General features: G+C 46.4%; 17 protein-coding genes. 8 read left to right on the forward strand and 9 right to left on the reverse strand.

Going from position 1 to position 20,916, the window contains the following annotated elements; genetic code table 11:
• Positions 1 to 203: 203 nt before the first annotated feature.
• The 4 genes from ACK8OT_RS17920 to ACK8OT_RS17935 form a co-directional block, all read right to left on the reverse strand.
• Entirely contained in the window at positions 204 to 590 is a 387-nt protein-coding gene (locus tag ACK8OT_RS17920) for a response regulator (protein WP_410197872.1), read from the reverse strand.
• 272 nt (positions 591 to 862) lie between these two features.
• Positions 863 to 1,702: a heme ABC transporter ATP-binding protein gene (locus ACK8OT_RS17925; RefSeq protein ID WP_410197873.1), complete on the reverse strand. Its 840-nt coding sequence runs from the start codon at positions 1,700 to 1,702 to the stop codon at positions 863 to 865.
• Positions 1,702 to 2,730 (reverse strand): FecCD family ABC transporter permease, encoded by a 1,029-nt coding sequence (locus ACK8OT_RS17930; protein WP_410197874.1) that lies wholly within the window; start codon positions 2,728 to 2,730, stop codon positions 1,702 to 1,704. The genes ACK8OT_RS17925 and ACK8OT_RS17930 overlap by 1 nt, the downstream gene beginning before the upstream one ends.
• 2 nt (positions 2,731 to 2,732) lie before the next feature.
• Positions 2,733 to 3,614, reverse strand: a complete 882-nt coding sequence (locus tag ACK8OT_RS17935; RefSeq protein WP_410197875.1) for a heme/hemin ABC transporter substrate-binding protein — start codon at positions 3,612 to 3,614, stop codon at positions 2,733 to 2,735.
• A 143-nt stretch (positions 3,615 to 3,757) separates the two neighbouring features.
• On the opposite strand from ACK8OT_RS17935, the gene hutX reads away from it, so the two are divergent.
• Both hutX and hutZ read left to right on the forward strand, forming a co-directional pair.
• Positions 3,758 to 4,297, forward strand: a complete 540-nt coding sequence (hutX, locus tag ACK8OT_RS17940; protein WP_410197876.1) for a heme utilization cystosolic carrier protein HutX — start codon at positions 3,758 to 3,760, stop codon at positions 4,295 to 4,297.
• Positions 4,294 to 4,836 carry a heme utilization protein HutZ gene (gene hutZ, locus ACK8OT_RS17945; protein ID WP_410197877.1) on the forward strand — a complete coding sequence of 181 codons (543 nt, stop codon included), beginning with the start codon at positions 4,294 to 4,296 and terminating at the stop codon, positions 4,834 to 4,836. Before hutX ends, hutZ begins: the two co-directional genes overlap by 4 nt.
• A 395-nt stretch (positions 4,837 to 5,231) precedes the next feature.
• Here hutZ and ACK8OT_RS17950 read toward each other — a convergent pair whose 3' ends face one another.
• From ACK8OT_RS17950 to ACK8OT_RS17960, 3 genes are all read right to left on the reverse strand, one after another.
• The gene (locus ACK8OT_RS17950; protein WP_410197878.1) at positions 5,232 to 7,340 is read right to left on the reverse strand and encodes a tetratricopeptide repeat protein; all 2,109 of its coding nucleotides are present in this window, start codon (positions 7,338 to 7,340) and stop codon (positions 5,232 to 5,234) included.
• A 292-nt stretch (positions 7,341 to 7,632) separates the two neighbouring features.
• Positions 7,633 to 8,805 carry a hypothetical protein gene (locus ACK8OT_RS17955; RefSeq protein WP_410197879.1) on the reverse strand — a complete coding sequence of 391 codons (1,173 nt, stop codon included), beginning with the start codon at positions 8,803 to 8,805 and terminating at the stop codon, positions 7,633 to 7,635.
• A 34-nt stretch (positions 8,806 to 8,839) separates the two neighbouring features.
• Positions 8,840 to 10,834 carry a TonB-dependent receptor plug domain-containing protein gene (locus tag ACK8OT_RS17960; RefSeq protein WP_410197880.1) on the reverse strand — a complete coding sequence of 665 codons (1,995 nt, stop codon included), beginning with the start codon at positions 10,832 to 10,834 and terminating at the stop codon, positions 8,840 to 8,842.
• A 164-nt stretch (positions 10,835 to 10,998) separates the two neighbouring features.
• On the opposite strand from ACK8OT_RS17960, the gene kdgK reads away from it, so the two are divergent.
• Together kdgK and ACK8OT_RS17970 are read left to right on the forward strand one after the other, a co-directional pair.
• Positions 10,999 to 11,928 (forward strand): 2-dehydro-3-deoxygluconokinase, encoded by a 930-nt coding sequence (gene kdgK / locus ACK8OT_RS17965; protein ID WP_410197881.1) that lies wholly within the window; start codon positions 10,999 to 11,001, stop codon positions 11,926 to 11,928.
• Between the two features lie 31 nt (positions 11,929 to 11,959).
• Positions 11,960 to 12,583: a bifunctional 4-hydroxy-2-oxoglutarate aldolase/2-dehydro-3-deoxy-phosphogluconate aldolase gene (locus ACK8OT_RS17970; RefSeq protein ID WP_410197882.1), complete on the forward strand. Its 624-nt coding sequence runs from the start codon at positions 11,960 to 11,962 to the stop codon at positions 12,581 to 12,583.
• Positions 12,584 to 12,872: 289 nt separating this feature from the next.
• Here ACK8OT_RS17970 and ACK8OT_RS17975 read toward each other — a convergent pair whose 3' ends face one another.
• Both ACK8OT_RS17975 and ACK8OT_RS17980 read right to left on the reverse strand, forming a co-directional pair.
• Positions 12,873 to 13,199, reverse strand: a complete 327-nt coding sequence (locus tag ACK8OT_RS17975; protein WP_410197883.1) for a zinc ribbon domain-containing protein — start codon at positions 13,197 to 13,199, stop codon at positions 12,873 to 12,875.
• A 10-nt stretch (positions 13,200 to 13,209) separates the two neighbouring features.
• Positions 13,210 to 13,758 carry a lipocalin family protein gene (locus ACK8OT_RS17980; RefSeq protein WP_410197884.1) on the reverse strand — a complete coding sequence of 183 codons (549 nt, stop codon included), beginning with the start codon at positions 13,756 to 13,758 and terminating at the stop codon, positions 13,210 to 13,212.
• 229 nt (positions 13,759 to 13,987) lie between these two features.
• Between ACK8OT_RS17980 and ACK8OT_RS17985 the strand changes: the two genes are divergently transcribed.
• Genes ACK8OT_RS17985 through ACK8OT_RS18000 form a run of 4 tightly spaced genes read left to right on the forward strand, consistent with a single transcriptional unit; the run spans position 13,988 to position 20,909 of the window.
• Complete coding sequence (locus ACK8OT_RS17985) at positions 13,988 to 14,818, forward strand: CheR family methyltransferase (RefSeq protein WP_410197885.1); 831 nt, start codon at positions 13,988 to 13,990, stop codon at positions 14,816 to 14,818.
• The gene (locus ACK8OT_RS17990; protein ID WP_410197886.1) at positions 14,784 to 15,386 is read left to right on the forward strand and encodes a chemotaxis protein CheB; all 603 of its coding nucleotides are present in this window, start codon (positions 14,784 to 14,786) and stop codon (positions 15,384 to 15,386) included. The genes ACK8OT_RS17985 and ACK8OT_RS17990 overlap by 35 nt, the downstream gene beginning before the upstream one ends.
• The gene (locus ACK8OT_RS17995; RefSeq protein WP_410197887.1) at positions 15,376 to 16,665 is read left to right on the forward strand and encodes an ATP-binding protein; all 1,290 of its coding nucleotides are present in this window, start codon (positions 15,376 to 15,378) and stop codon (positions 16,663 to 16,665) included. Before ACK8OT_RS17990 ends, ACK8OT_RS17995 begins: the two co-directional genes overlap by 11 nt.
• A gap of 38 nt (positions 16,666 to 16,703) precedes the next feature.
• Positions 16,704 to 20,909: a response regulator gene (locus tag ACK8OT_RS18000; RefSeq protein WP_410197888.1), complete on the forward strand. Its 4,206-nt coding sequence runs from the start codon at positions 16,704 to 16,706 to the stop codon at positions 20,907 to 20,909.
• The last annotated feature ends 7 nt before the right edge of the window (positions 20,910 to 20,916 follow it).

Here is a 20,916-nt window from a genome sequence, read left to right on the forward strand (position 1 = left end):
TTATAATCATGATTTACCTGATTTTCTTTTCAAAAAGCTTGAGAATAATAAATATGGGTATGATTATTTGGTTGATGTTAGTAGTAAATTAATGAGTTTTGTAAAAAGTTAGCAATCACCTCAGCCTGCTGTTTGTGTTGTGTAAAAGCTCGCCCAGTTCAATTAACAGCTAATGCTATGATTCAGTAAGCGAGTGGCTGACGTTAGGAAACCTTCTCTGGTTTGGTTTTAAATCCGATGCGTTTTAGCTGCTTTTCTAGTGCGTTCTGGTTGAAGGGCTTGGCTAAAAAACCTGACACATCGGCGCGAATTGCTTGGGTTAAATGCTCTTTATCGGCCGCACTGGTTATCATTAATACGGGTAAGTCGGTGGTAAAGGGGTTGCTCCGTATCTGTTTGAGCAAGGCTAGGCCATCGAGCTTAGGCATGTTTAAATCTGTGATCACTAAATCAAACGGATGAGCTTTAACCAGTTTTAAAGCGTGCATGCCATCAGCGGCTTCTTCCACTTCCGCAAAACCAAAGTCACGTAACATATGAAGCAGTATGTGCCTTAAACACATAGTGTCGTCTACTACTAATGCTCTCATGTTCACCTCGCAAGCCCATGATGAATGTGGATTATATTTACACTGCGAGCGACACTCATTCCCTGAGCAAGCTCAGGTCCTACAAGTACACCGATCTACAAACTCAACACACAAGGTGCACGTATTCGCGATTTAAAAATCCTACCTAAGCAACCAATATAGGTAGGAGCAGCAGTCATGCTGCGATAAAGACATAACGAAGGATTTTTGCCCATTAAATCGCTATATCCTTTATTGATATTAGTATGATTTATTCGCGTGTATTTAATTTTTTAGGCGCTCATGATCACGGGGTAGTGATGGACCGGGTGATACTCAATCTTGACCTTGTGACCATAGATATTGGCGATGTTTGCTGGGTTGATAACCTTGCTTGGCGCGCCGTCTATCGCGAGTTTGCCTGTTTGCATCAGCAACAAGCGATCGGCGTATTGCGCGGCGAGATTAAGGTCGTGTAACACCATCAGCACGGTCATGCCTTTTTGACACATTTGCCGACATAGCGCTAAAACCTTATGTTGCTGGGCTAAATCCAGCGCAGAGGTTGGCTCATCGAGCAGTAATAAACCATGCTGGTTGGCGCAGCTGAGTTGAGTCAGCACCCGCGCTAAGTGCACTCGCTGTTTTTCTCCGCCCGATAAGCTGGGGTAAGCGCGGTTCGCCAAATGAAAGACGTCGGTGGCCAGCATGTTTTCTTTGGCCAAGTGATTGATTTCGGAATGTTTGAGGGGCAATGATAAGCCACCCAAGGCCACGACTTCTTGCACGCTAAAGGCAAAACTCAACTGGCTTGATTGGGGCAAGATAGCCATGTGTTGCGCGAGCAAGTGGGCTGGCCAAATATCGCGTGGCTGACCAAATAAGCGAATGTTGTGGCCGCCTTGATTAAGCTCGCCACTGATAAGCTTAAGCAGGCTACTTTTGCCCGCGCCATTGGGGCCAAGGATCACACTCATCTCACCGGCCTTAAGGTTAAAGCTGACTTGGTCAACCAAGGTTTGCTGCGACGTGCTAAAGCTAAGCTTATCGACTTGCAACGGCGATGCATAAGCGGTGTGAATATCGGCAAAGTTAAGCGTGGTGTCTGAAGGTTTAGTAAATAGATTAAGCATTACATCTTGCCTCGCTGCTGAAATAACAAGGCGATAAAAAAGGGCGCGCCCGCCAAGGCGGTGATGATGCCGACAGGGAGTTCGGCGGGGCTGACTAAGGTGCGCGATAAAGTATCTGCAATCAGCAATAATAAGCCGCCTAATAAGGCCGACAAGGGAATCAATAAGTTATGGTTTGGCCCGACTAACATTCGGCCTAAATGGGGGATGATCAAGCCAACAAAGCCGATCATGCCACACAAGGACACGCAAATACCGACCCCCGCGGCGCATAATAAAATCAGCCGACGCTTTAGTGCTTCCACCCCGATGCCCATATGGCGCGCTTCGGCTTCACCGAGTAAAAACGCGTTTAGCTTATTGCCATCTTGTTGTAAGCAGTAAAGTAACACCGCTAAAGTGGCCCACGCGAGGGCGATATTTTCCCAAGTGGTGTGCGCCACCGAGCCCATTGACCATAGGGCCAGATCCCTGAGCGCCTGATCGTCGGCATAAAAATTGAGTAATCCTAAGGCGGCTCCGGCTAGTGCACTAATGGCGACACCGGCCAGTAACATGATGGCCACCGAGGTGCCGTATTGACTGGTTCCAAGCTGATACACCAAAAGCGTCACCAGACTGCCGCCAATAAATGCAAAGATGGGTACTGTGCCTAAGGTGAGTAGCAGGGGATAAAATTCTGCCATAGGGGCAAAGACCACTATGGCTAAGGCTGCGCCCAACGCCGCCCCGCCCGAAACCCCAATGATGCCGGGATCGGCCAAGGGGTTGCGAAATAGCCCCTGCATCACAGCGCCGCACATGGCCAAAATAGCCCCCACCGCAAGGCACAATAGCATGCGCGGGATCCGAACTTGCTGGATCACTAAGCTAACATGCGGGGCGACATCTTGACGGATAATGGCTTGCCAAGCTTCTGCTAGCGAGATAGGCATGGGGCCGATAAAAATAGAGGCCACCGCAGTGGCGACTAAACCACAGACCACAGGCACAAAAATATAGCGCGGTTGATAGCGAAGCACCTGCATGGTTAGTTGCCGTAGACAAGATTATGTAAGCGCTGCGCTTCATGCAGGCTGCTAATGCCCAGCTCACCAATTAAACTGGTGCCTTCAATACTAAAAATGCGTTGTTTTTGCCCCGCGGGTGTCGCGGCTAGCATAGGGTGGGCGGTGAGTAAGGCTTCAACACCACCTAGCTGTTGTAAGCTGCGCTGACTGACTAAAATGACATCGGGCGCCATGGTCAACAGGGCTTCACTTGAGGCAGGCTTGTATGATTCTATCTGCGCAGCCGCTGGGTTGGTGGCGCCCATGAGTTGAATGATGGTATCAGCGGGTGTGTTGCGCCCTGCTAGGCTGACTGGACTGCCGTCACGAATTAATAAGAACACCACTTTTTGCTGCTGGCTGGGATCGGGAAGCTGTTGCTGTAATTGGTTGGCGAGGGCATCGACTTTAGCCAGCAAGCTGGTTGCTTGTGCAGTGTGACCGGTACGTTCGGCCACTTGTTCTATCCGCTGTTTCAGGTCAACGATGTGATTCCCCTGATTAAGGATCGCCACGTCGACCCCCGCTTGGCGAAGTAATTGTAGGGTCGTGTCGGGACCGGCTTCGTTACTGGCAATCAGAATAGAAGGATTTAATGCCAGTAAACCTTCGGTGGTTAACTGGCGGTGATAGCCGACATTGGGCAGGGTGCCGTTATGCCATTTGTGGCTGGTGACGTCGGTTGCCACTAATTGCTGTTGGGCGCCTAAAGCGTAAATTATTTCGGTGATGCTGGCGCCCGCACTGATAATTCGATTGTCGCTAGGATCTGTTTGACTCGGCGCATCATGCGCTTGCGCTTTTTGTATTTGGGTGGTGGCCGATATAGTTAAAGCAAATAATAATAGGGTTAATACACGCATCAAAACATCCTCGAGCGAAAATTTCGGCCAATAATAGAGTTAAATGCAATTGATATCAATTATCATTTACGATAAATTGTCGCACATGTTTGCACTGGGTGTTTCAACTAGTGAACAGAATTAGTTTGTAATGAGGTTTTATTGTGTATCCAGTTTATTCTAAGTCATCCATCTCAGCGGCCATGATAGAGCAAGTGGCTAACTTGCTGGCGCAACAGCCGGGCTTGCATCCTGCAGGCATGGCGCAGCAGCTAAGCCTGAGTGAAGGCGAGGTAGTGTTAGCCCTGCCCGATAATATGGTCACCGCCATTGCCGGTGAAGCGGCCGAAGCTATTTTGCAGCAGTTAAGCGAATGGGGCCCAGTGACCACCATAGTGCACAATCAGGGCTCTATTTTTGAAATAAAAGCCAACTTTCCCAAAGGCAAAAATGCCCATGGTTATTACAACCTGATGGGGCGAGAGGGTGAGTTACACGGTCATTTAAACCTGACGGAAGTCGCCTATATCGCCTTGGTCAGCAAGCCATTTAATGGCAAAGACAGTCACTTTATCGGCTTTTTTAGCGCCAGCGGTCAGGGCATCTTTAAAGTCTATCTAGGCCGTGACAATAAGCGCCAATTATTCCCAGATCAAGTTGAAAAATTTCAACACCTTAAGCAGTTACAGGTAGCAGCAGTATGAACCAAACAGTTGAAAAAGAAGTAAAACAACAACGCTTACAAGGGCGCTTAGGCCCTGAAATCGCCGAGTTTCGCCAGCAATGCCAAACCTTACAGTTGGCAACGGTAGATGAGCTTGGCCAGCCCAATGTCAGCTACGCCCCGTTTGTCATGCACGATAAAGCCTATTACATCTTGATCAGTCAAATTGCCCGCCATGCTCGTAATTTATTAGCGCAGCCAAAAGTCTCCTTGATGCTGATTGAAGATGAAGCCGAGGCCAAAAGCATTTTTGCCCGCAAGCGTTTAACCTTTGACGCGAGTGTGCAAGTGGTTGAACGCGACACCGAGCAATGGCAACAAGTGATTGCATTGCTGACCGAGCGTTTTGGTGAGATCGTCACTGGCTTAAGTGGTTTGGAAGATTTTGTGCTGTTCCAACTAACCCCGCAGCAAGGATTATTTGTGAAAGGATTCGGCCAAGCGTTCCAAGTATCTGGCGAGGACTTAGTTGATTTTGTTCATTTAACCGAAGGGCATAAGCCGATTGCGAAAGATTAGCCCTGTGGGAGCAGCAGTCATGCTGCGATGAACATGCAACATACATGCACCTTAGGGGCTAATCGCTGCATGACTGCAGCTCCTACCAGATAGGGGAAGATTCGCTGAGCAAGCTCAGCTCCCACATGACTGCAGCTCCTACCAAGTTACCACGAGCATGGAAGGCATACTTGCCTCCCTAACCGATAGGGAGGCATTTACGGCAGCTAATCAAGCTCGGATTAGTTCAGCTCTTGATAACGCAATACCAGATTGGCACTGGCTTGGGTGCCATCGGTGCCGTAGTCTATCACCACTTGCACCTTAAATAGGCTTTATGTGTTTTTCACGCTTATATCTACTCAACAGTAAGCCCTTAGGTACAGTGCTCTGAAGTTATCCAAGATGCGTGTTGTTTAAGAACCAGTCGCTTGTTGTGCTAATTCCAACTGTAAGCGTAATTGCTCAAGGTCGTTATGTTGTTCAAAAAAGTCAACTAAAGCCTGAACTTGCTGCTGTTTTTCCCCTGTGAAATCAGTATCTAGATAGTTTTTAATCTCAGCAAACTGCCAAGTTAATTCAGTTTCTTTGGGGATGGCCGCTATCGCATTTAATACATCATCAATGCTTTTATCTGCCAGTAAAAAGCGCAGAAATTGCATCACAGCGAAGTGCTGTGGGTCACTAGTATAAGCTTCTGCCTCAGCGACACGTGCAAGCACTTGTTTGGGTGTTTCAACTAACATAGCCAGCTCAGCGCTATTTGCCAGCGCACTACTTACCTGAACCATAATCTCTTCATTCTGGGAGTCTTTGAATTTCGCTATCACTGCAGAAAAGCTGCTGAGGGCGGCTTCTAGGTCGCCTTGTTGCCCATAAGTCCCGCCTTGGTTAACCATAGACATTGCGACTTTTACTTGAACCTCTTCATTCTGGGCGTCTTTGAATTGCGTAATCACTGCTGAATAGCTGTTGAGCTCGGCCTCTGGGTCACCTTGTTGCCCATAAGTCACGCCTTGGTTAAACATCGCTCGTGCGACAAGTACTTGAATCTCTTCATTCTTGGCATCTTTGAATTGCGCAATCATTGCTGAATAGCTGTTGAGCTCGGCCTCTGGGTCACCTTGTTGCCCATAAGTCATGCCTTGGTTGAACATCGCTTGCGCGACAAGTACTTGAATCTCTTCATTCTGGGCGTCTTTGAATTGCGCAATCATTGCTGAATAGCTGTTGAGCTCGGCCTCTGGGTTACCTTGTTGCCCATGAGTCACGCCTTGATTGAACATCGCTTGCGCGACAAGTACTTGAATCTCTTCATTCTGGGCATCTTTGAATTGCGTAATCACTGCTGAATAGCTGTTGAGCTCGGCCTCTGGGTCACCTTGTTGTCCATAAGTCACGCCCTGATTGAGCATGGCTTGTGCGACGGATGTTTGAATATCTTCATTTTGGGCATCTTTGAATTGCGTAATCACTGCTGAATAGTTGTTGATTGCGGCCTCTGGGTTACCTTGTTGCCCATAAGTCACGCCTTGGTTAAGCATGGCTCGTGCGACTAGTTCTTGAATGTCTTCATTTTGTACATTTTCAAAGGTATTTATTAATTCATCATATGCTTTAGATTTAGCATCGATATCTGGCAATCTGGAATATGTAACTGCTTTGTTCCATAGTAATTGAGCATGTAGTCGGGTTAGTTTTTCATTATCGCTCAAAGCGTGAAGAGCTAACTCTAAGTATTTTAGAGCCTCTGCATAGTTCTTTTTCCCGTAACTGACCTGTGCAAAATTTAAGTATTCATTTGCGGTCGCATGATCTTGGCTTATTTTCTTGGTGTTATTCTCTAGGATTTTTAATGACTCGGGATTTGGTTCTTGCATCTCTGTGATTGATTTTTGTACGTCATCTGCCGCTCTTTCAACTTCTTTTCTCTTATCTTCGATTATTTGACGGGCTTCAGTAAGGTACTCTTTTAATTCATTAATCGAAGGGTTGAGCTCGGTAATTTTTTCGTCTAAAGCTGCTTTTGCGCCATCTAAAATTTCAGCTGAATGTTCATTAATATATTTTTTCATTTGTGCGCTTGCCACATCTTCAGCTTCTTTTTTACTCAGCTGGTAAACGATATAACCACCAAAGGCTAGGAGCACTGTCAATGTGAAAAGCCACCAATTAAAGGAGTCTTTCATATCTGCAAGCCTTTCATCAAACCCATTTAGCTGATTAGTTTGCTGTTTCTCTTGCGCTTCGAGTTTGGTGAGTAAATTGGCTAGCTGTATTTTTAAATCTTGTTGTGTGGTTTCGAGTGCTGTTACATCCTTGCCTATGGCTGTTTGTTGTTGCAGCTTTTCGTCTAAGCGGGCGAGTTGGCTTTGCATTGTCAGCAATTGTTGGTAGAGCCAATCGGGATTAGTTGGCGGCGAATTTAACATGGGTGCGGTGGGGGTGATAACTGGTGCAGTTTCAGCCGCTAAATTTGCGCTTGGCAGCGCCCAGAAACATAGCAATAAGAAGACAATACGCATCTAGCATCCCTAAAAATTAAGCCCGCTTGGCTAATGCTGAGTTAGTAACCAAATTAGATGCCAATTAATTTAACTGAGTTTTAAAGTTAAAGCTAATTAAAAACAAATGGTTACTATCTTGCTGTGAGTGTGAACCTCCTACAGCAAGCTTGCTCATTAGGCTGAATGATAATTTTTAAAAACGATAGCTTAATATCGCTTAGCCATGCCGATGCAGTTACCACGAGCATGGAAGGTAAGTATGCCTCCCTAACCGATAGGGAGGCATTTACGGTGGCTAATCAGGCTCGGATTATTTCAGCTCTTGATAACGCAATACCAGATTAGCACTGGCTTGCGCGCCATCTGTGCCGTAGTTACTCACCACTTGCACCTTAAATAGGCGTGGGTTGGTGGCGTCGGCTGTTTCATCTTTTATTAAGTAAGTGGTAAAGGTGGGCCACATTTTGTGTTGGCCTTTCACGCTGTATTCCAGTGGACCGTAGCTACCCGGTTTACTTAGGATGCCCTCGGCGCGATCGCTAAAGTATTTATACACTTGGGCTGTATCGGTTGGGTCGGTAACGGCGCCGATATTGGCAACCCTAACCGCACCGACGCCGGCTTTACCGTTACCAGATGCACCGCCATTCACTTGCAATGGGTAATCACGACCGCTTACCTTAACGCTCAGATCCCAGCCTTGCTCTGGTGTGGTTAGGCTGTTGGTTTCTAAATCCCAGTAAGCCGTGGTGGTTGAAAAATCGAGCTCAGGCGAATCAACGGCTGGGCTAAATTGCTGGGCATTGGCGTCCCAGTTTTCCACACTGAGCACGAGTTTACGGCTGGTGGTGGGGCCAAATGCTACCGCAACTTGTTTGACGCTAACGCGGGCATAATGATCGCCACTGGCGGAGCGAATAATCCAACCGTTGCCTGCTTTAGCCGAATAGACGGGAGCCCCATTGCTGTAATCTGCATCAAGCCAATCGGCGGTTTTAATTTGGGTGATTAAGCTGTCGCTAACAAAATCGCTACAGGCTTCAGCCGTTACCGCAGTAAAGTCGACTTGGGTGCTTGCTTGGGTCAGTTGTTCAAATTCAGCGGCCACGGCATTGCCTGCATCATCAAATAAGTTACTGTATTGATGAGCAATACAGCCAGATACTTTGCCGCTGCCAGACAGGCCGCCGTTGAGCTTAAAGCCCACGTATTTTTGATACCCGATGTGCCAGCTATTGTCGGTCACGGTGGCGCCCGATAATAGATCGAGCTGGGCTGGCTGACTCGCATCGGTGGCGTCTAGCTCAACGTAGCTAAAATCGGTCGTTGGTGTTGGCTCTGTGGTTGGCTCTACCGTGGGCGCTGGAGTGGGGGTGACTGCACCTTGATCGCTGTCTTTTGCGTCGCTACCGCCCGAGCCGCCACAGGCACTGAGTAATACTGAGCTGATAGCAAGGGCTAGTAGTTTCTTCTTATGTTGCATCGTGTGTTTTCCTTTCCTAATAAAATCAGTAGAGCTAGCCTTCAAGGCGCAGTCCTAAGTAGATAAAGCGGCCCACTTCGGGGCGAAAATCCATGCCATTACTGGGCGTGTCACGCACGGTATCCGTGAGATTGTCGACACCTAAAAACAGCTTGGTTTGCGGGGTAACAAAATAGTTAACCTTAAAATCTAGGGTGGCGTAGTCGGGCGATTGGCGCTGGTTGTCGCCATCCAAGTATTCCTTGGTTTGGTAGTTACCGTACAAAGAGAAATCTGTGTTTAGGGCGGCGAGGTGATAGTTCACCTTGGCCTTGATTAAGTGAGCGGGGCGTCTGGGTAAGTTGTTACCTGTGGCCTTGTCTTCACTGTTCAAATAGCTGTAAGAAAGGTTGGTTTGCCAGTCGGTATGCCATTGATAGTTGGCACTTAAATCGACCCCTTGGGTCATGGCCTTGTTAACGTTGTGGTATTTAAAGATACTGAGCGCGGCTTCGTTAGAAGCTTGTTCATCGTAGCTGGTATCAATCAGGTTTTTGATTTCATTATGAAATAGGTTGATGTCTAGGCTAAGCGCTGAACTTGGTTGCAATTGTGCCCCTAGCTGAAAGCTTAGCGAGGTTTCCGGCACTAAATCTGGATTGCCGATGATCATGTAGCCGAGGGCGCTGTGGTCAAACACATAATGGCGCTCTTTTAGGGTGGGGACACGATAGCCCGCGCCAACGCCGGCGCGAATTCTGCCGTTGAGATCGGCTAACGCGGTTGGGCTGTACATCAGGTTAAATTTAGGCGCAGCATGAAAGCCAAAGTCAGAATCGTGTTGCAGCCTGACGCCGGGCAACAGCTCCCATTGTTCATTTAAGAAGTAGTCGTCTTGCAGATACAGCTCGATATTATCGCGCTGCTTGCGCCCACCTAATTCGCTAGAAGTATCGGGTGAGCCATTATTGCTGCGTTTAACTTGCTGCTGACTTAGCTCACTGCGGTATGCCACTAGACCCGCGGTGAGTAAGTGTTGGTCAAAATAGTCGCTGTCAAGTTGTAGCTCTAGTTTGTCGAATTTGCTTAGGCTGCGACGGCTTTGATCCACCACGGGGGTGACCAAGGTATCCTGCGAGGTGTTATCTTCAAATTGCTCATGCATGTACCAAGTTGATAGGTCAAGATGGCTGGCAATTGGCTGACTATAGGCGAGCAAGATGTTTTTGCGGGTGGCTTGCTCGGCTTTGACTTTTTTAAGCTTGCCAATTCCGGGCACAAAGGTGCCGAAGTTTTTGTATATGTCTTCGTGGTACCAGCTGGGTTTAACTTTGATCTGGCCGCCATTGGCCAAGTGATAACCTAGCTCTAACGATACATTGGTTTTATCTCCGGCATCGCCTTCAAAGTCCCAATCACTTAAATCCAAATCACTGCCGCCCTTGTGGCGGACATCGGCCATCAGTTGGCCATACCAAGTGTCAGTGCTGTGGCTAAGTACCACATTGGCGTGTTGATCATTGAGTAAAGCCGAGCTGACATCGTGCTGGTTGCCATAGCTGCCGCCATCTAGGGTGACCTGATAATGGCTGCCGGCTTTAGGCTGGCGAGTAATTATGTTGACCACACCGCCCATGGCTTCGCTGCCATAAAGGGCAGACACCGCGCCTTTAACGATTTCGATATGTGCTACATCGGCGACCGCAATCTGACTTAAATCCACACTTGAACCTGTGGATGCGGTCACGGGTAGGCCATCAATCAAGATTAATATGCGGTCGGCGTTGATACCTTGCAACCAAACTTCTTGCCCGCTTTTGCCATGGATTGGCTTGAGCATTAAGCCGGGGACATGTTTTAGTCCTTCCGCTAGATCACGCGCGTGACTATTGGCTAACTCTTGGGCGGTGACAATTTCGGTGCGTACCGGCACATCTAGCAGGTTTTTTGCGGTTTTGGTGCCCGTGATCACCATGACATCATCTGCGGCCGCCGCGCTACAATAGAGGCACATTAATCCAGTTAGCAGATTGTATTTGATATGTTTCATTATATTTAACTCTTTGCGAAGACTTAGCTGCAAGGAAGTTAAATTGTAATGATAAGGATTATCATTTGCAATAGTTAAAGCATCACCCGCTAATGGTCATAATGTTTGCTTTCTGTTTTTTATCTTGCGCATAATGAATCAAAAGAAGTCGTTAAGGGATAAAAATGGCGGTAAGTAAGGTTGCGTTTTTGGGGGAGTGCATGGTTGAGCTGCAGCGCCAAGGTGATGTTTATCGGCCTAGCTTTGGTGGCGATACCTTAAATACCGCCGTGTATTTTGCCCGCTTAACAGCACATAAAGGGATCACAACAACTTATTTAACCGGTTTAGGCCGAGATGATTTGAGTGAGCAAATGTTAGCCATGTGGCAACAAGAGCAAATCGATACTCGGTACGTCTGGCGCAGTGAAACCAAATTACCTGGCTTATACACCATCACAACCGATGCCCAAGGTGAGCGTAGTTTTCATTATTGGCGCAGTGATGCCGCTGCCCGTTACTGGCTAAATGAGCACACTTGTGCTTCTTTAGTGGCCTTGTTGCAACAATTTGATTGGTTGTACTTAAGTGGGATCAGCATAGCCATTTTACCCGAGGATGCGCGTTCGCTCTTGTTTGCGGCTTTGGCGCAAGTTAAACAGCAAGGGGTAAAAATTGTTTTTGATAATAATTACCGTCCTGCCCTTTGGTCTAACCAAGCGCAAGCACAAGCTTGTTATCGACAAGTGCTTGAGTTAACCGAACTGGCATTTTTAACCTTTGAGGACGAACAGTTACTTTGGGGTGACGCTAACGAGGCGGCGGCCATTAGTCGTACCCAGCAGGCCGGTGTGGCTGAAATCGTGATTAAGCGTGGGTCTCTGCCGTGTTATATCGTGACAAAAGACGAACGCTATGAAGTTGCCGCCCAAGTTGTAGAACAGATTGTCGATACGACTGCGGCAGGGGATTCCTTTAGTGCCGGCTACTTATCTCAGCGTTCACTGGGTGCCAGCCCAGAAGCTGCGGCATATGCTGGGCATAACTTGGCCGCCACCGTTATTCAATTTCCAGGTGCTATCATCATGCGCGAAGCCATGGCGCACTTGAGCTAATACAGAAATTTTAATTATTGAGGTTGAGAAAATGACATCGATTAACCAACGTTTACAACAGATCCAAGTTGTCCCCGTTATCGCCATTAATGATGCCAACAAAGCAGTAAAACTAGCGCAGGTGTTAGTTGAAAACGGTTTACCCTGTGCTGAGGTGACTTTTCGCACGGAAGCGGCCGCCGAGTCGATTCGCTTGATGCGTGAAGCTTATCCCGATTTGCTGATTGGTGCGGGCACGGTATTAACTACGGCGCAAGTGGATCAAGCTATAGCAGCCGGTGTTGATTTTATTGTTAGCCCCGGCTTTAACCCAACCACGGTTAAATATTGTCAGCAGCGTAACATCACCATAGTGCCTGGGGTAAATAACCCGAGTTTAGTCGAGCAAGCATTAGAAATGGGGCTAGATACCTTAAAGTTTTTTCCTGCCGAGCCTTCGGGTGGCCTCCCTATGCTAAAAGCGCTATGTGCTGTCTATCCGGTACAGTTTATGCCAACAGGGGGGATTAGCCCCGCCAATGTGAAAGACTATTTGGCTGTGCCTAAGGTACTGGCTTGTGGTGGTACTTGGATGATTCCAAACGAGTTGATTGATAACGATCGTTGGGATGAGCTGGCCAAACTGATTGCAGAAGTAAGCAGTATTATTAGCTAATTGGTTCTCTTTGTGGGGGCCATTATTGGTGGGAGCCGCAGTAATGCGGCGATAAAGGTAGGGTGTGGTTATTCGCGGCACCACTGCCGTTCCTACAGGGGGGACCTACAGGGCTAGCGCATGAGTGTACAAAATGCAATCAACCAAGCGAACAAAGTGGAATTTTCTTATACGAAACGCCGTGAAATCATCCCTGATGGCTTAACTGCCGCATCCTTGCGGCAGATATTCGTCTAAGAAAACACCACTAAACGCTCAAAAAACATTCATGCGTTTTCCCTGGGGGGATCTAAAGCTGATTAATCAACTCATAATACTCCTGCAGTACCGCTAGCGCTTTGATGGTGGCGAGGATCAGACCCCAAGTAATTAGGCTTGTAATTATGGTAATCAACACCTTATATCGTCGTGCCAAGGTGGGGTGAAACCAAATCATTGGCAAAGCCAAAGGGCCGATGGATAACAGGCAAACGATGATGATGGCTTTTTGAAAATACCACGGCTGCACAGCTTGGCTCGGTGCAGGGGCGGCTTGTGGGGTTAAAAATTCACCACAGTGTTTGCATTTGATTGCAGCATCCAGAATGGGCTCGGCGCAGTATGGGCAATTCTTCATGGCTTAGGTTCTATTTTTGGTTAGGGGTTGGGGACTGACTTTGGTCGACGAAGATTAACTGATCTACCGCGAAGCCAAGTGCTTGAGCTTGTTTTATAAAGTCTTGTTTAACGGCATCACTGACCGTCGGAGTACGAGCTAGTAACCAGAGGTAGTCATGATTATAGCCAGCGACAAAAGCGTATTGGTAATCGGCTTGGTCTAAGCCAAACACCACGTAAGAGCCATAAAAGGGACCAAAAAACGACACCTTAAGATGCCCTTGGTTATCACCATTAACAAAATAAGCCTTACCTTCGGCTAGCTGCCATTCTTGATCGGCTGCGTCATAGCCTTGATTGATGACGCTAATGCCGCCGTCGTCACGCATCGAGTAAGTGGCTGAAACTTGGCTTAGGCCGCGCTCAAAAGAATGGTCTAGTCGTGCTATTTCATACCATTTCCCCAAATAGCGCTCGCTGGCAAAGGGGGTGACTGGTTTGACTCCTTCAGGTAAGCCGGTGCAGGCATTAAGCAGTAAAGCGAAAAGTCCCAATATACTTTTTTGCCACGTCGTCATGATATTTCCTTTATAGAGGCCGCTTGATACAGAGAGTGAGTATCGAACTCAGATTAACACCCATTAAGATGATAACCAACTTGGGCTAAGCACATTTTCGTTGTTTTGAACCAAGTGTTTCCTTTCATAACAGTTAGTTAAATGAGGCTAGGTTCACATGGCGACTAATTTTTGTCTGCTATAAAAGCGTCCCAGCTATACTTATTTTGAAGGTCAAAAAGGGCGCCCAATGAACCAGTTAGACTTACAAAATTTTGAAATAAATCAGCTTCTTGAATCAATTTATTTTCGCTATGGCTATGACTTTAGAAATTACGCTAGGGCTTCCTTGGAGCGAAAAATAATCAAGCGTGTGGCATTGTCAGGGCTTTCAAGTGTGGCTGAGATGAATCAGAAGGTGCTGTACCAACCAGAGTTTTTCAACCTGTTCCTCAAAGATATGTCGGTGACCGTGACAGAAATGTTTCGCGACCCCTTTGTTTTTAAAAAAATTCGTCAGCAAGTTTGTTCACATCTTAAAACCTATTCGAGGATCAATATTTGGCATGCAGGCTGTGCCACAGGGGAAGAGGCTTATTCGATTGCGGTGCTATTGGCAGAGGAGGGGTTGCTCAAGCGCAGTCGAATTTATGCCACCGACTACAACAATCATTCCCTCGATATCGCGAAAAAGGGCATTTACGCCGCCGACAAGATGGCGGCGTATCAGCAAAATTACCTTGAAGCGGGCGGCCAAACTAGTCTAAGCGACTACTATCAGACCCATCACCAAACCGTTTCCTTTCATGCATCGCTGCAGGATCACATCACCTTTGCCAACCATAACCTCATGAAAGACCAAGTTTTTGCTCAAATGCATATGATCTTATGCCGTAATGTTTTGATTTACTTTAATGCCACACTACAAGAGCGAGTGATTGGCTTATTTAAAGACAGCTTAGTGCATCGGGGGTTTTTGGTGTTAGGCGAAAAAGAGAGCTTAGAATTTAATCCGCAGGGTAAGGCGTTTGAAGAGTTTGGCAAAAATGAACGCATTTATAGAAAAAAAAGTGACCTATAAAGCCTTAGTGATTGGCGTTTCTGCTGGTGGCCTAAAAGCCATGTGTAGCATTCTTCCGCTGTTGCCTGCTGATTTTCCTGTCAGCGTGATTATTGTGCAGCACCGCAAACACATGGCTGGGGATTACTTAGTGGAGTATTTAGCCGAACGTTGCCAATTGGCAGTGCGTCTTGCGTTGCCCGGTCAACCTATCGCACCGAGTGTCATTTATATTGCACCTTCGGGTTATCATTTACTGGTAGAGCGCAATGCCACTTTTAGCCTCAGTATTGATGCGCGGGTTAACTATTCAATTCCTGCCATTGATGTGCTGTTTGAATCGGCGGCGATTTGTTATCAACAGCAGCTAATCGGCCTGATTCTAACTGGAGCAAATCACGACGGTAGTCTAGGTTTAAAGACAATCCAACAATACCAAGGTTTAACCTTAGTGCAGTCTCCCGAGTCAGCAGAATATCCAGAAATGCCAGCAGCGGCGATAGCGACGGCGAAGGTGGATCATATTTTACCGCTGCCAGAAATTGCCCGCTTTTTAATCCAGTTGTTAATGGAGGGTGATGATGGATAACCAGCCTTGCAAGATTTTAATCGTCGATGATGAGCCCAATAATCACCGTGTCTATGAACGGATTTTAGAGTCCCTCAATATTGAATTTGTTAATGCACTATCGGGACAGCAGGCATTGGCCATCGCTCACCGACATCAATTTTTTTTGATTTTGATGGATGTGCAAATGCCGGAGATGGATGGTTTTGAAACCGCGTCCTTGTTACTTAACCATCCTAAAACATCGCATATCCCCATTATTTTTATCACCGCCTTTGCCCGAGATGAAAGTTTCGAGTTTAAAGGCTATGCCAGCGGTGCAGTGGATTACCTAGTCAAACCCATCAACGATGCCATTCTAAAAAGCAAAGTCAGTGTGTTTTTGGAATTGTTCTTAGATAGGGAGAGGATCGAGACCGCATTTGAAGTACAGAAGCAGGCCGAGAATGAACTTCGTCAGCATAAAGCGATGCTTGAAAACATGGTGAAGGAAAGAACCAAAGATTTGCAGAATTCTTTGTCCGAGCTGGTGAGTGCACAAGAGCAGTTAGTCGAAACAGAAAAAATGGCATCCCTAGGGCGGTTGGTTGCAGGGGTCGCACATGAACTTAATACCCCCATTGGTATTTGTATCACAGCGGCATCACACCTAGAAGGTACGCTTAAAGAAGTACAAGATGATGTTGAAGAGGGGCGTATAGGCAAAACCAAGCTAAGTCATTTTTTAGAATCGACTCACCAATTATCTTCAATATTGCAGGCGAATCTAGACCGCGCAGCGGTACTGATTGGTAACTTTAAGCTCGTTGCGGTTGATATTAGTAGTGAGCAAAACAGAGTTTTTAGTGTCGTTGAATATTTGAAAAGTACGATTTCGAGCCTGCATCCGGCGGTGAAAAATACCAAAACTGAGATAGTGGTTAGCGGCGATCCCGCCATTAAAATTGATACTTGCCCCGGCAACCTTTCCCAGATTGTAACCAACTTAATCATGAATTCTCTGCTGCATGGGTTTACCGACGATATGCAAGGGGTCATCCAGATTGACGTAGAGAAGGGCGATGAACATCTGATTATTCGCTTTTCTGACAATGGCGTAGGTATAGATAAAAAGTCGCTCAAAGTGATATTTGAGCCTTTCTATACCACTAAACGTGGCTCTGGTGGCAGTGGCTTAGGGTTAAGTATTGTCTATAACTTAGTCAATAAAAACCTCTCGGGAAGTATCCATTGTGAAAGCGAAGTAGGCGTTGGCACGAGTTTTATTATTTCACTACCACTCACCCTAATCGTTGATTAATTTTTTGGTGAAATCAGCATGATTTTGAGGCCCAGCATATGAATCTAACCATAGGTAAAAAAATAGCCAGTGCATTTGGCTCAATATTGGTCATGGTCATTGTCATGGGGGCGGTCATCTATCACCTCAACACAAATATCTATAACGACTCTCGCTATATTCAGCAAGACGATGTGCCTGGCGCCATATTGTACTTACAGCTGTTGGATGAAATGGGGGATATGGATCGCAGTGTGGCTGAATATATGAATGGTGAGGAGCGACGTCGAGAAAATTTTAAACTTAGTTTTCAGGGGTTTAATCGGTTTTTTTCTGAGTTAAAGCCACTCGAGATAGACACCGAAGAAAATAGAAAAAAAATGCAGACAATTGAGCGACTGATTAACCAGTATGTGCAAGAGGTTAACCAGCAAGTGTTTGAAAAATATCAACCTGAGAATGAAAAGTGGGCGATCAATGCGGTTGAAGAGTTACAGCGTAAGCAAGGCTTACAATTAGAGCAGTTGTTGGATTCTCTTAAAGAGCAAGAAATAGCGGAAGCAATGCAGAGTACCAGCATTGAGCAAACCGTGCAGGATGATTTACCGGGCGTGAGGTATTACCTTGAACTAATTGATGAAGCCGGGGATATGCTTGCTTCCTTACATGATTATGTGGCGGGCGAGGCTGATCAGGAAGCCGCCTTTTGGTCAAATGCGCAAGATTTTACCAAGTACTTTAATTTGCTGGAGCCGCTAGAACAAAGGCCTGCCGAGATAAGAGAACTGGTCACCATCAATCGTTATTATAATGAGATTGTGAATACCGCAGAAACAGTATTCGCCCAATATAGGCCCGAAAACAAAAAAAGTGCTCTTGCTATATTGGACGAGCTTGAAGCGACCATTCTCACTGAGTTAGAAGCCTTGTTGGATCGCTCTGCTTTAGAGGAGCAAGCTGATGCAGACCGTGCTTTAGCGGATCTTGCTAACACCCTGTCTACGGTTAACTTCACCATCATCTCTTTAACCATCGCCGTGTTAATTTTTGGTGTTGTCATTAGTTTTTGGATCACTAGCAGCATTTTGCGTTCGGTAGGGGGTGAGCCTCGCGTCATTGAAAGTTTAGCTAATCAAGTCGCAGCCGGTAACGTCGACATGGTGCTAGAGGATGACGATAAGGCCACATACGGTATTTATGCGGCGCTGAGAAAAATGATCAAGGCGCTCAAGGTAAAAATTAATGCCACCGAAAAAATAGCCGAAGGTGATTTAAACACCGAAATAGTTCTCGCATCGGACAATGATAAGCTGGGCGAGGCGCTCAACAAGATGCAGCTTAATTTTAAAGACATGGTGGAAAAAGCCAATGCCTTTGCCATGGGGGATTATGCCAGTCAAATTAGTCCGCGCTCTAAGCAAGACGAGCTGGGCATCGCTTTATCCCATATGATGCAGCAAGTGACTGATCGTAATGAACAAGTGGAAGCGCAAAATTGGTTAAAAAGCCAAGTTGTAAAAATGAGTGAGATATCTCAAGGTGCGAGCGATGTTGTAGAGATGGCGAAAGCCGTGATTGTTGAATTAGCGACTATTTTGCAAGCGGGTCACGGAGTGTTTTATCTGCGAGATGAAGACGCTCAAGATAAAAACGAGTATCGGCTTTTAGCCAGCTATGCCTATGTAGAGCGCAAGAATGTGGCTAACCGATATGCATTAGGGGAAGGCATTGTTGGCCAATGTGCCCTCGAAAAAAACAGCATTATGTTGACCAATGTGCCCGATGATTACATTAAGGTTTGCTCTGGTTTAGGTCAGGACAAGCCAAACACCATTATTGCGTTACCTGTGGTGTTTGAAAATAAGTGTCTTGCTGTGATTGAGCTCGCTGGCTTTAGTCGGTTTACCCCTATCCAGCTTGAGTTTTTGCATCAAACCATGATCAATTTAGGGGTGACCATCAACAGCTTAATTGGTCGCAAACGCATCGTTGAACTATTGCAGCAATCACAAAGCCAGACCGAAGAGCTACAGAGTCAAACCGAAGAGCTGCAAAGCCAATCAGAAGAGCTTAGAGCGACCAATGAAGAGCTGGAACAAAAAGCGGAATTACTCAATCGACAATCCAACGAGCTAAAAGGGGCCAATGAGGATTTAGAGCAAAAAACCCAAGCCTTGGAGCTAAAGCAGCGTGATATTGAAATAAAGAATCAGCAAATTGAAGAAAAAGCGAAGGAGCTAGCAACGGCCAGTAAATATAAATCGGAATTTTTGGCCAATATGTCTCATGAATTAAGAACTCCCCTCAATAGTTTGTTGTTGTTAGCCAAAGGGTTAGCCAAAAACAAACAAGGTAATTTAACCCAAGTTCAGGTCGAAGATGCGAAAGTGATTTTTGATGGCGGCAACAGCTTATTAACGCTGATTAATGACATTATGGATTTGTCCAAAGTGGAAGCGGGTAAGTTGACCATTCACAGTGAAGAAATCATGTTGTCGCACCTCACCAGTAATTTAGAAAAAATGTTTAAGCCGGTCGCGCAAGAGAGAAACTTGGCGTTTGTTATCGACATTGAACCAGACTTACCTGCTAGATTTTGCAGCGATAGCCTCAGGGTTGAGCAAATTTTGCGTAATCTATTGTCAAATGCAATGAAGTTTACCCCTCACGGGGAGGTGAGACTTTCGATCCACCGTGCGGATGAAAATACGCGCTTTTTGCACAGTGATATGAGTCTAGAAAGTTGTATCGCATTTTCAGTGATAGATACTGGGATCGGCATCCCTGCTGCCAAGCAAAATGCTATTTTTGAAGCGTTCCAACAAGAAGATGGCACCACAAGTCGTAAATACGGCGGCACTGGGCTTGGGCTGACCATAGCGCGTGAATTGAGCCGCTTGCTGGGTGGCGAAATACATCTTAAAAGCGAACAAGGCAACGGCAGTACCTTTACCTTGTATCTACCTGCATTGGCCAAGGCGCAAGAAGAGCAAACCTTATCGCCAGAGGCTACCACGCCTGATAAACCTAGCGCAGATTCCCTTTGGTTTAGCGACGATCGCCATATCATCACTGCTGACGATAACAGCTTGCTCATTGTTGAAAATGATAACGCGCTAATCAAGACCATTCAAACTATTGCACACCAGAATCAGTTTAAGTGCATCATTACGCACCATGCCCTCAGTGTGATCCAGCTTGCCATTGAGTACCAACCCGCGGGCATTATTCTCGATGCTGACGTAGATGAGCTTAACGCGCGGCAGGTGATTAGCCAGCTGAAAACAAACTCGCAATCGCGTCATATCCCAGTGCAAGTTATCGCAAGCTTAGATAAGGACAAATTATCCTTGCTTGGCATAGGTGCCATTGGCTTTTGTAATAAGCCGATCACCGAGCCTCAATTAGTTGAAATACTTGGCCAAATGGCCAGAATGAGCGGCTCTAGTAAGAGGAATGTCTTGCTTATTGAAGATGATAAAAGCAACCAAAAAGCCACCGCTCAATTACTGGAAAGTGACAGTGTGAAAATTGATATGGTGAGTACGGGCGGTGATGGTCTGCAACGCATGCAACAAAACCAATATGATGCGGTGATCTTAGATCTTGGCCTGCCGGATATGTCCGGCTTTGAGCTATTGCAGCAATTGGGTGAAAGCGACATCAAGCGTATTCCTCCTATCATTATCTATACAGGAAGAGAGATAAGTGAAGCAGAGCAAAAACAACTGGATCAGTACTCATCTTCCATTGTGCTAAAAGGCGCAGACTCGGCTGAGCGGTTAGAAGATGATCTTAAGTTATTCTTGCACCAAGCTGATGCCCAGCAGGAAAGCGAGGTGAGTTTGCTGCACAATGAGGCCGAACTACTTGAAGGGCGTAAGGTGCTACTGGTTGATGACGATATGCGCAATAGCTACGCCTTATCGAAAATGTTGATTGAGATCGGTGTGAATGTAGAGCTTGCCGAAAACGGTCAAGAAGCTGTCCACATGTTAGAGAAAACGCCCGATTTTGAACTGATTTTAATGGACACCATGATGCCGGTGATGGATGGTAACAAAGCCACCGCTTTGATCCGCCAGATGGAGCAATACAAAAAAGTGCCCATTATTGCATTAACGGCGAAAACGATGCCGGAAGACAAGGAAAAATCCCTTGCATCTGGGGCATCGGAGTACTTAACCAAACCGGTGGATTTCGATAATTTGGTGTCAATTATGCGGATCTGGTTGTATGACAAGGTTCATGGCGGTAGCCACTAATTCTAGC

The organism is Motilimonas thetidivivens (assembly GCF_046452435.1).
Taxonomy (GTDB): domain Bacteria; phylum Pseudomonadota; class Gammaproteobacteria; order Enterobacterales; family CBDFNC01; genus Motilimonas.

What these genes read in the sequence shown, in the direction of transcription:
- ACK8OT_RS17925 (WP_410197873.1), bottom strand. Translation starts at nt 1,702, where the DNA reads ATGCTTAATCTATTTACTAAACCTTCAGACACCACGCTTAACTTTGCC.
- ACK8OT_RS17980 (WP_410197884.1), bottom strand. Translation starts at nt 13,758, where the DNA reads ATGACGACGTGGCAAAAAAGTATATTGGGACTTTTCGCTTTACTGCTT.
- ACK8OT_RS17950 (WP_410197878.1), bottom strand. Translation starts at nt 7,340, where the DNA reads ATGCGTATTGTCTTCTTATTGCTATGTTTCTGGGCGCTGCCAAGCGCA.
- ACK8OT_RS17990 (WP_410197886.1), top strand. Translation starts at nt 14,784, where the DNA reads ATGAACGCATTTATAGAAAAAAAAGTGACCTATAAAGCCTTAGTGATT.
- ACK8OT_RS18000 (WP_410197888.1), top strand. Translation starts at nt 16,704, where the DNA reads ATGAATCTAACCATAGGTAAAAAAATAGCCAGTGCATTTGGCTCAATA.
- ACK8OT_RS17960 (WP_410197880.1), bottom strand. Translation starts at nt 10,834, where the DNA reads ATGAAACATATCAAATACAATCTGCTAACTGGATTAATGTGCCTCTAT.
- ACK8OT_RS17975 (WP_410197883.1), bottom strand. Translation starts at nt 13,199, where the DNA reads ATGAAGAATTGCCCATACTGCGCCGAGCCCATTCTGGATGCTGCAATC.
- hutZ (WP_410197877.1), top strand. Translation starts at nt 4,294, where the DNA reads ATGAACCAAACAGTTGAAAAAGAAGTAAAACAACAACGCTTACAAGGG.
- ACK8OT_RS17930 (WP_410197874.1), bottom strand. Translation starts at nt 2,730, where the DNA reads ATGCAGGTGCTTCGCTATCAACCGCGCTATATTTTTGTGCCTGTGGTC.
- kdgK (WP_410197881.1), top strand. Translation starts at nt 10,999, where the DNA reads ATGGCGGTAAGTAAGGTTGCGTTTTTGGGGGAGTGCATGGTTGAGCTG.
- ACK8OT_RS17955 (WP_410197879.1), bottom strand. Translation starts at nt 8,805, where the DNA reads ATGCAACATAAGAAGAAACTACTAGCCCTTGCTATCAGCTCAGTATTA.
- ACK8OT_RS17995 (WP_410197887.1), top strand. Translation starts at nt 15,376, where the DNA reads ATGATGGATAACCAGCCTTGCAAGATTTTAATCGTCGATGATGAGCCC.
- ACK8OT_RS17935 (WP_410197875.1), bottom strand. Translation starts at nt 3,614, where the DNA reads ATGCGTGTATTAACCCTATTATTATTTGCTTTAACTATATCGGCCACC.
- ACK8OT_RS17985 (WP_410197885.1), top strand. Translation starts at nt 13,988, where the DNA reads ATGAACCAGTTAGACTTACAAAATTTTGAAATAAATCAGCTTCTTGAA.
- ACK8OT_RS17970 (WP_410197882.1), top strand. Translation starts at nt 11,960, where the DNA reads ATGACATCGATTAACCAACGTTTACAACAGATCCAAGTTGTCCCCGTT.
- ACK8OT_RS17920 (WP_410197872.1), bottom strand. Translation starts at nt 590, where the DNA reads ATGAGAGCATTAGTAGTAGACGACACTATGTGTTTAAGGCACATACTG.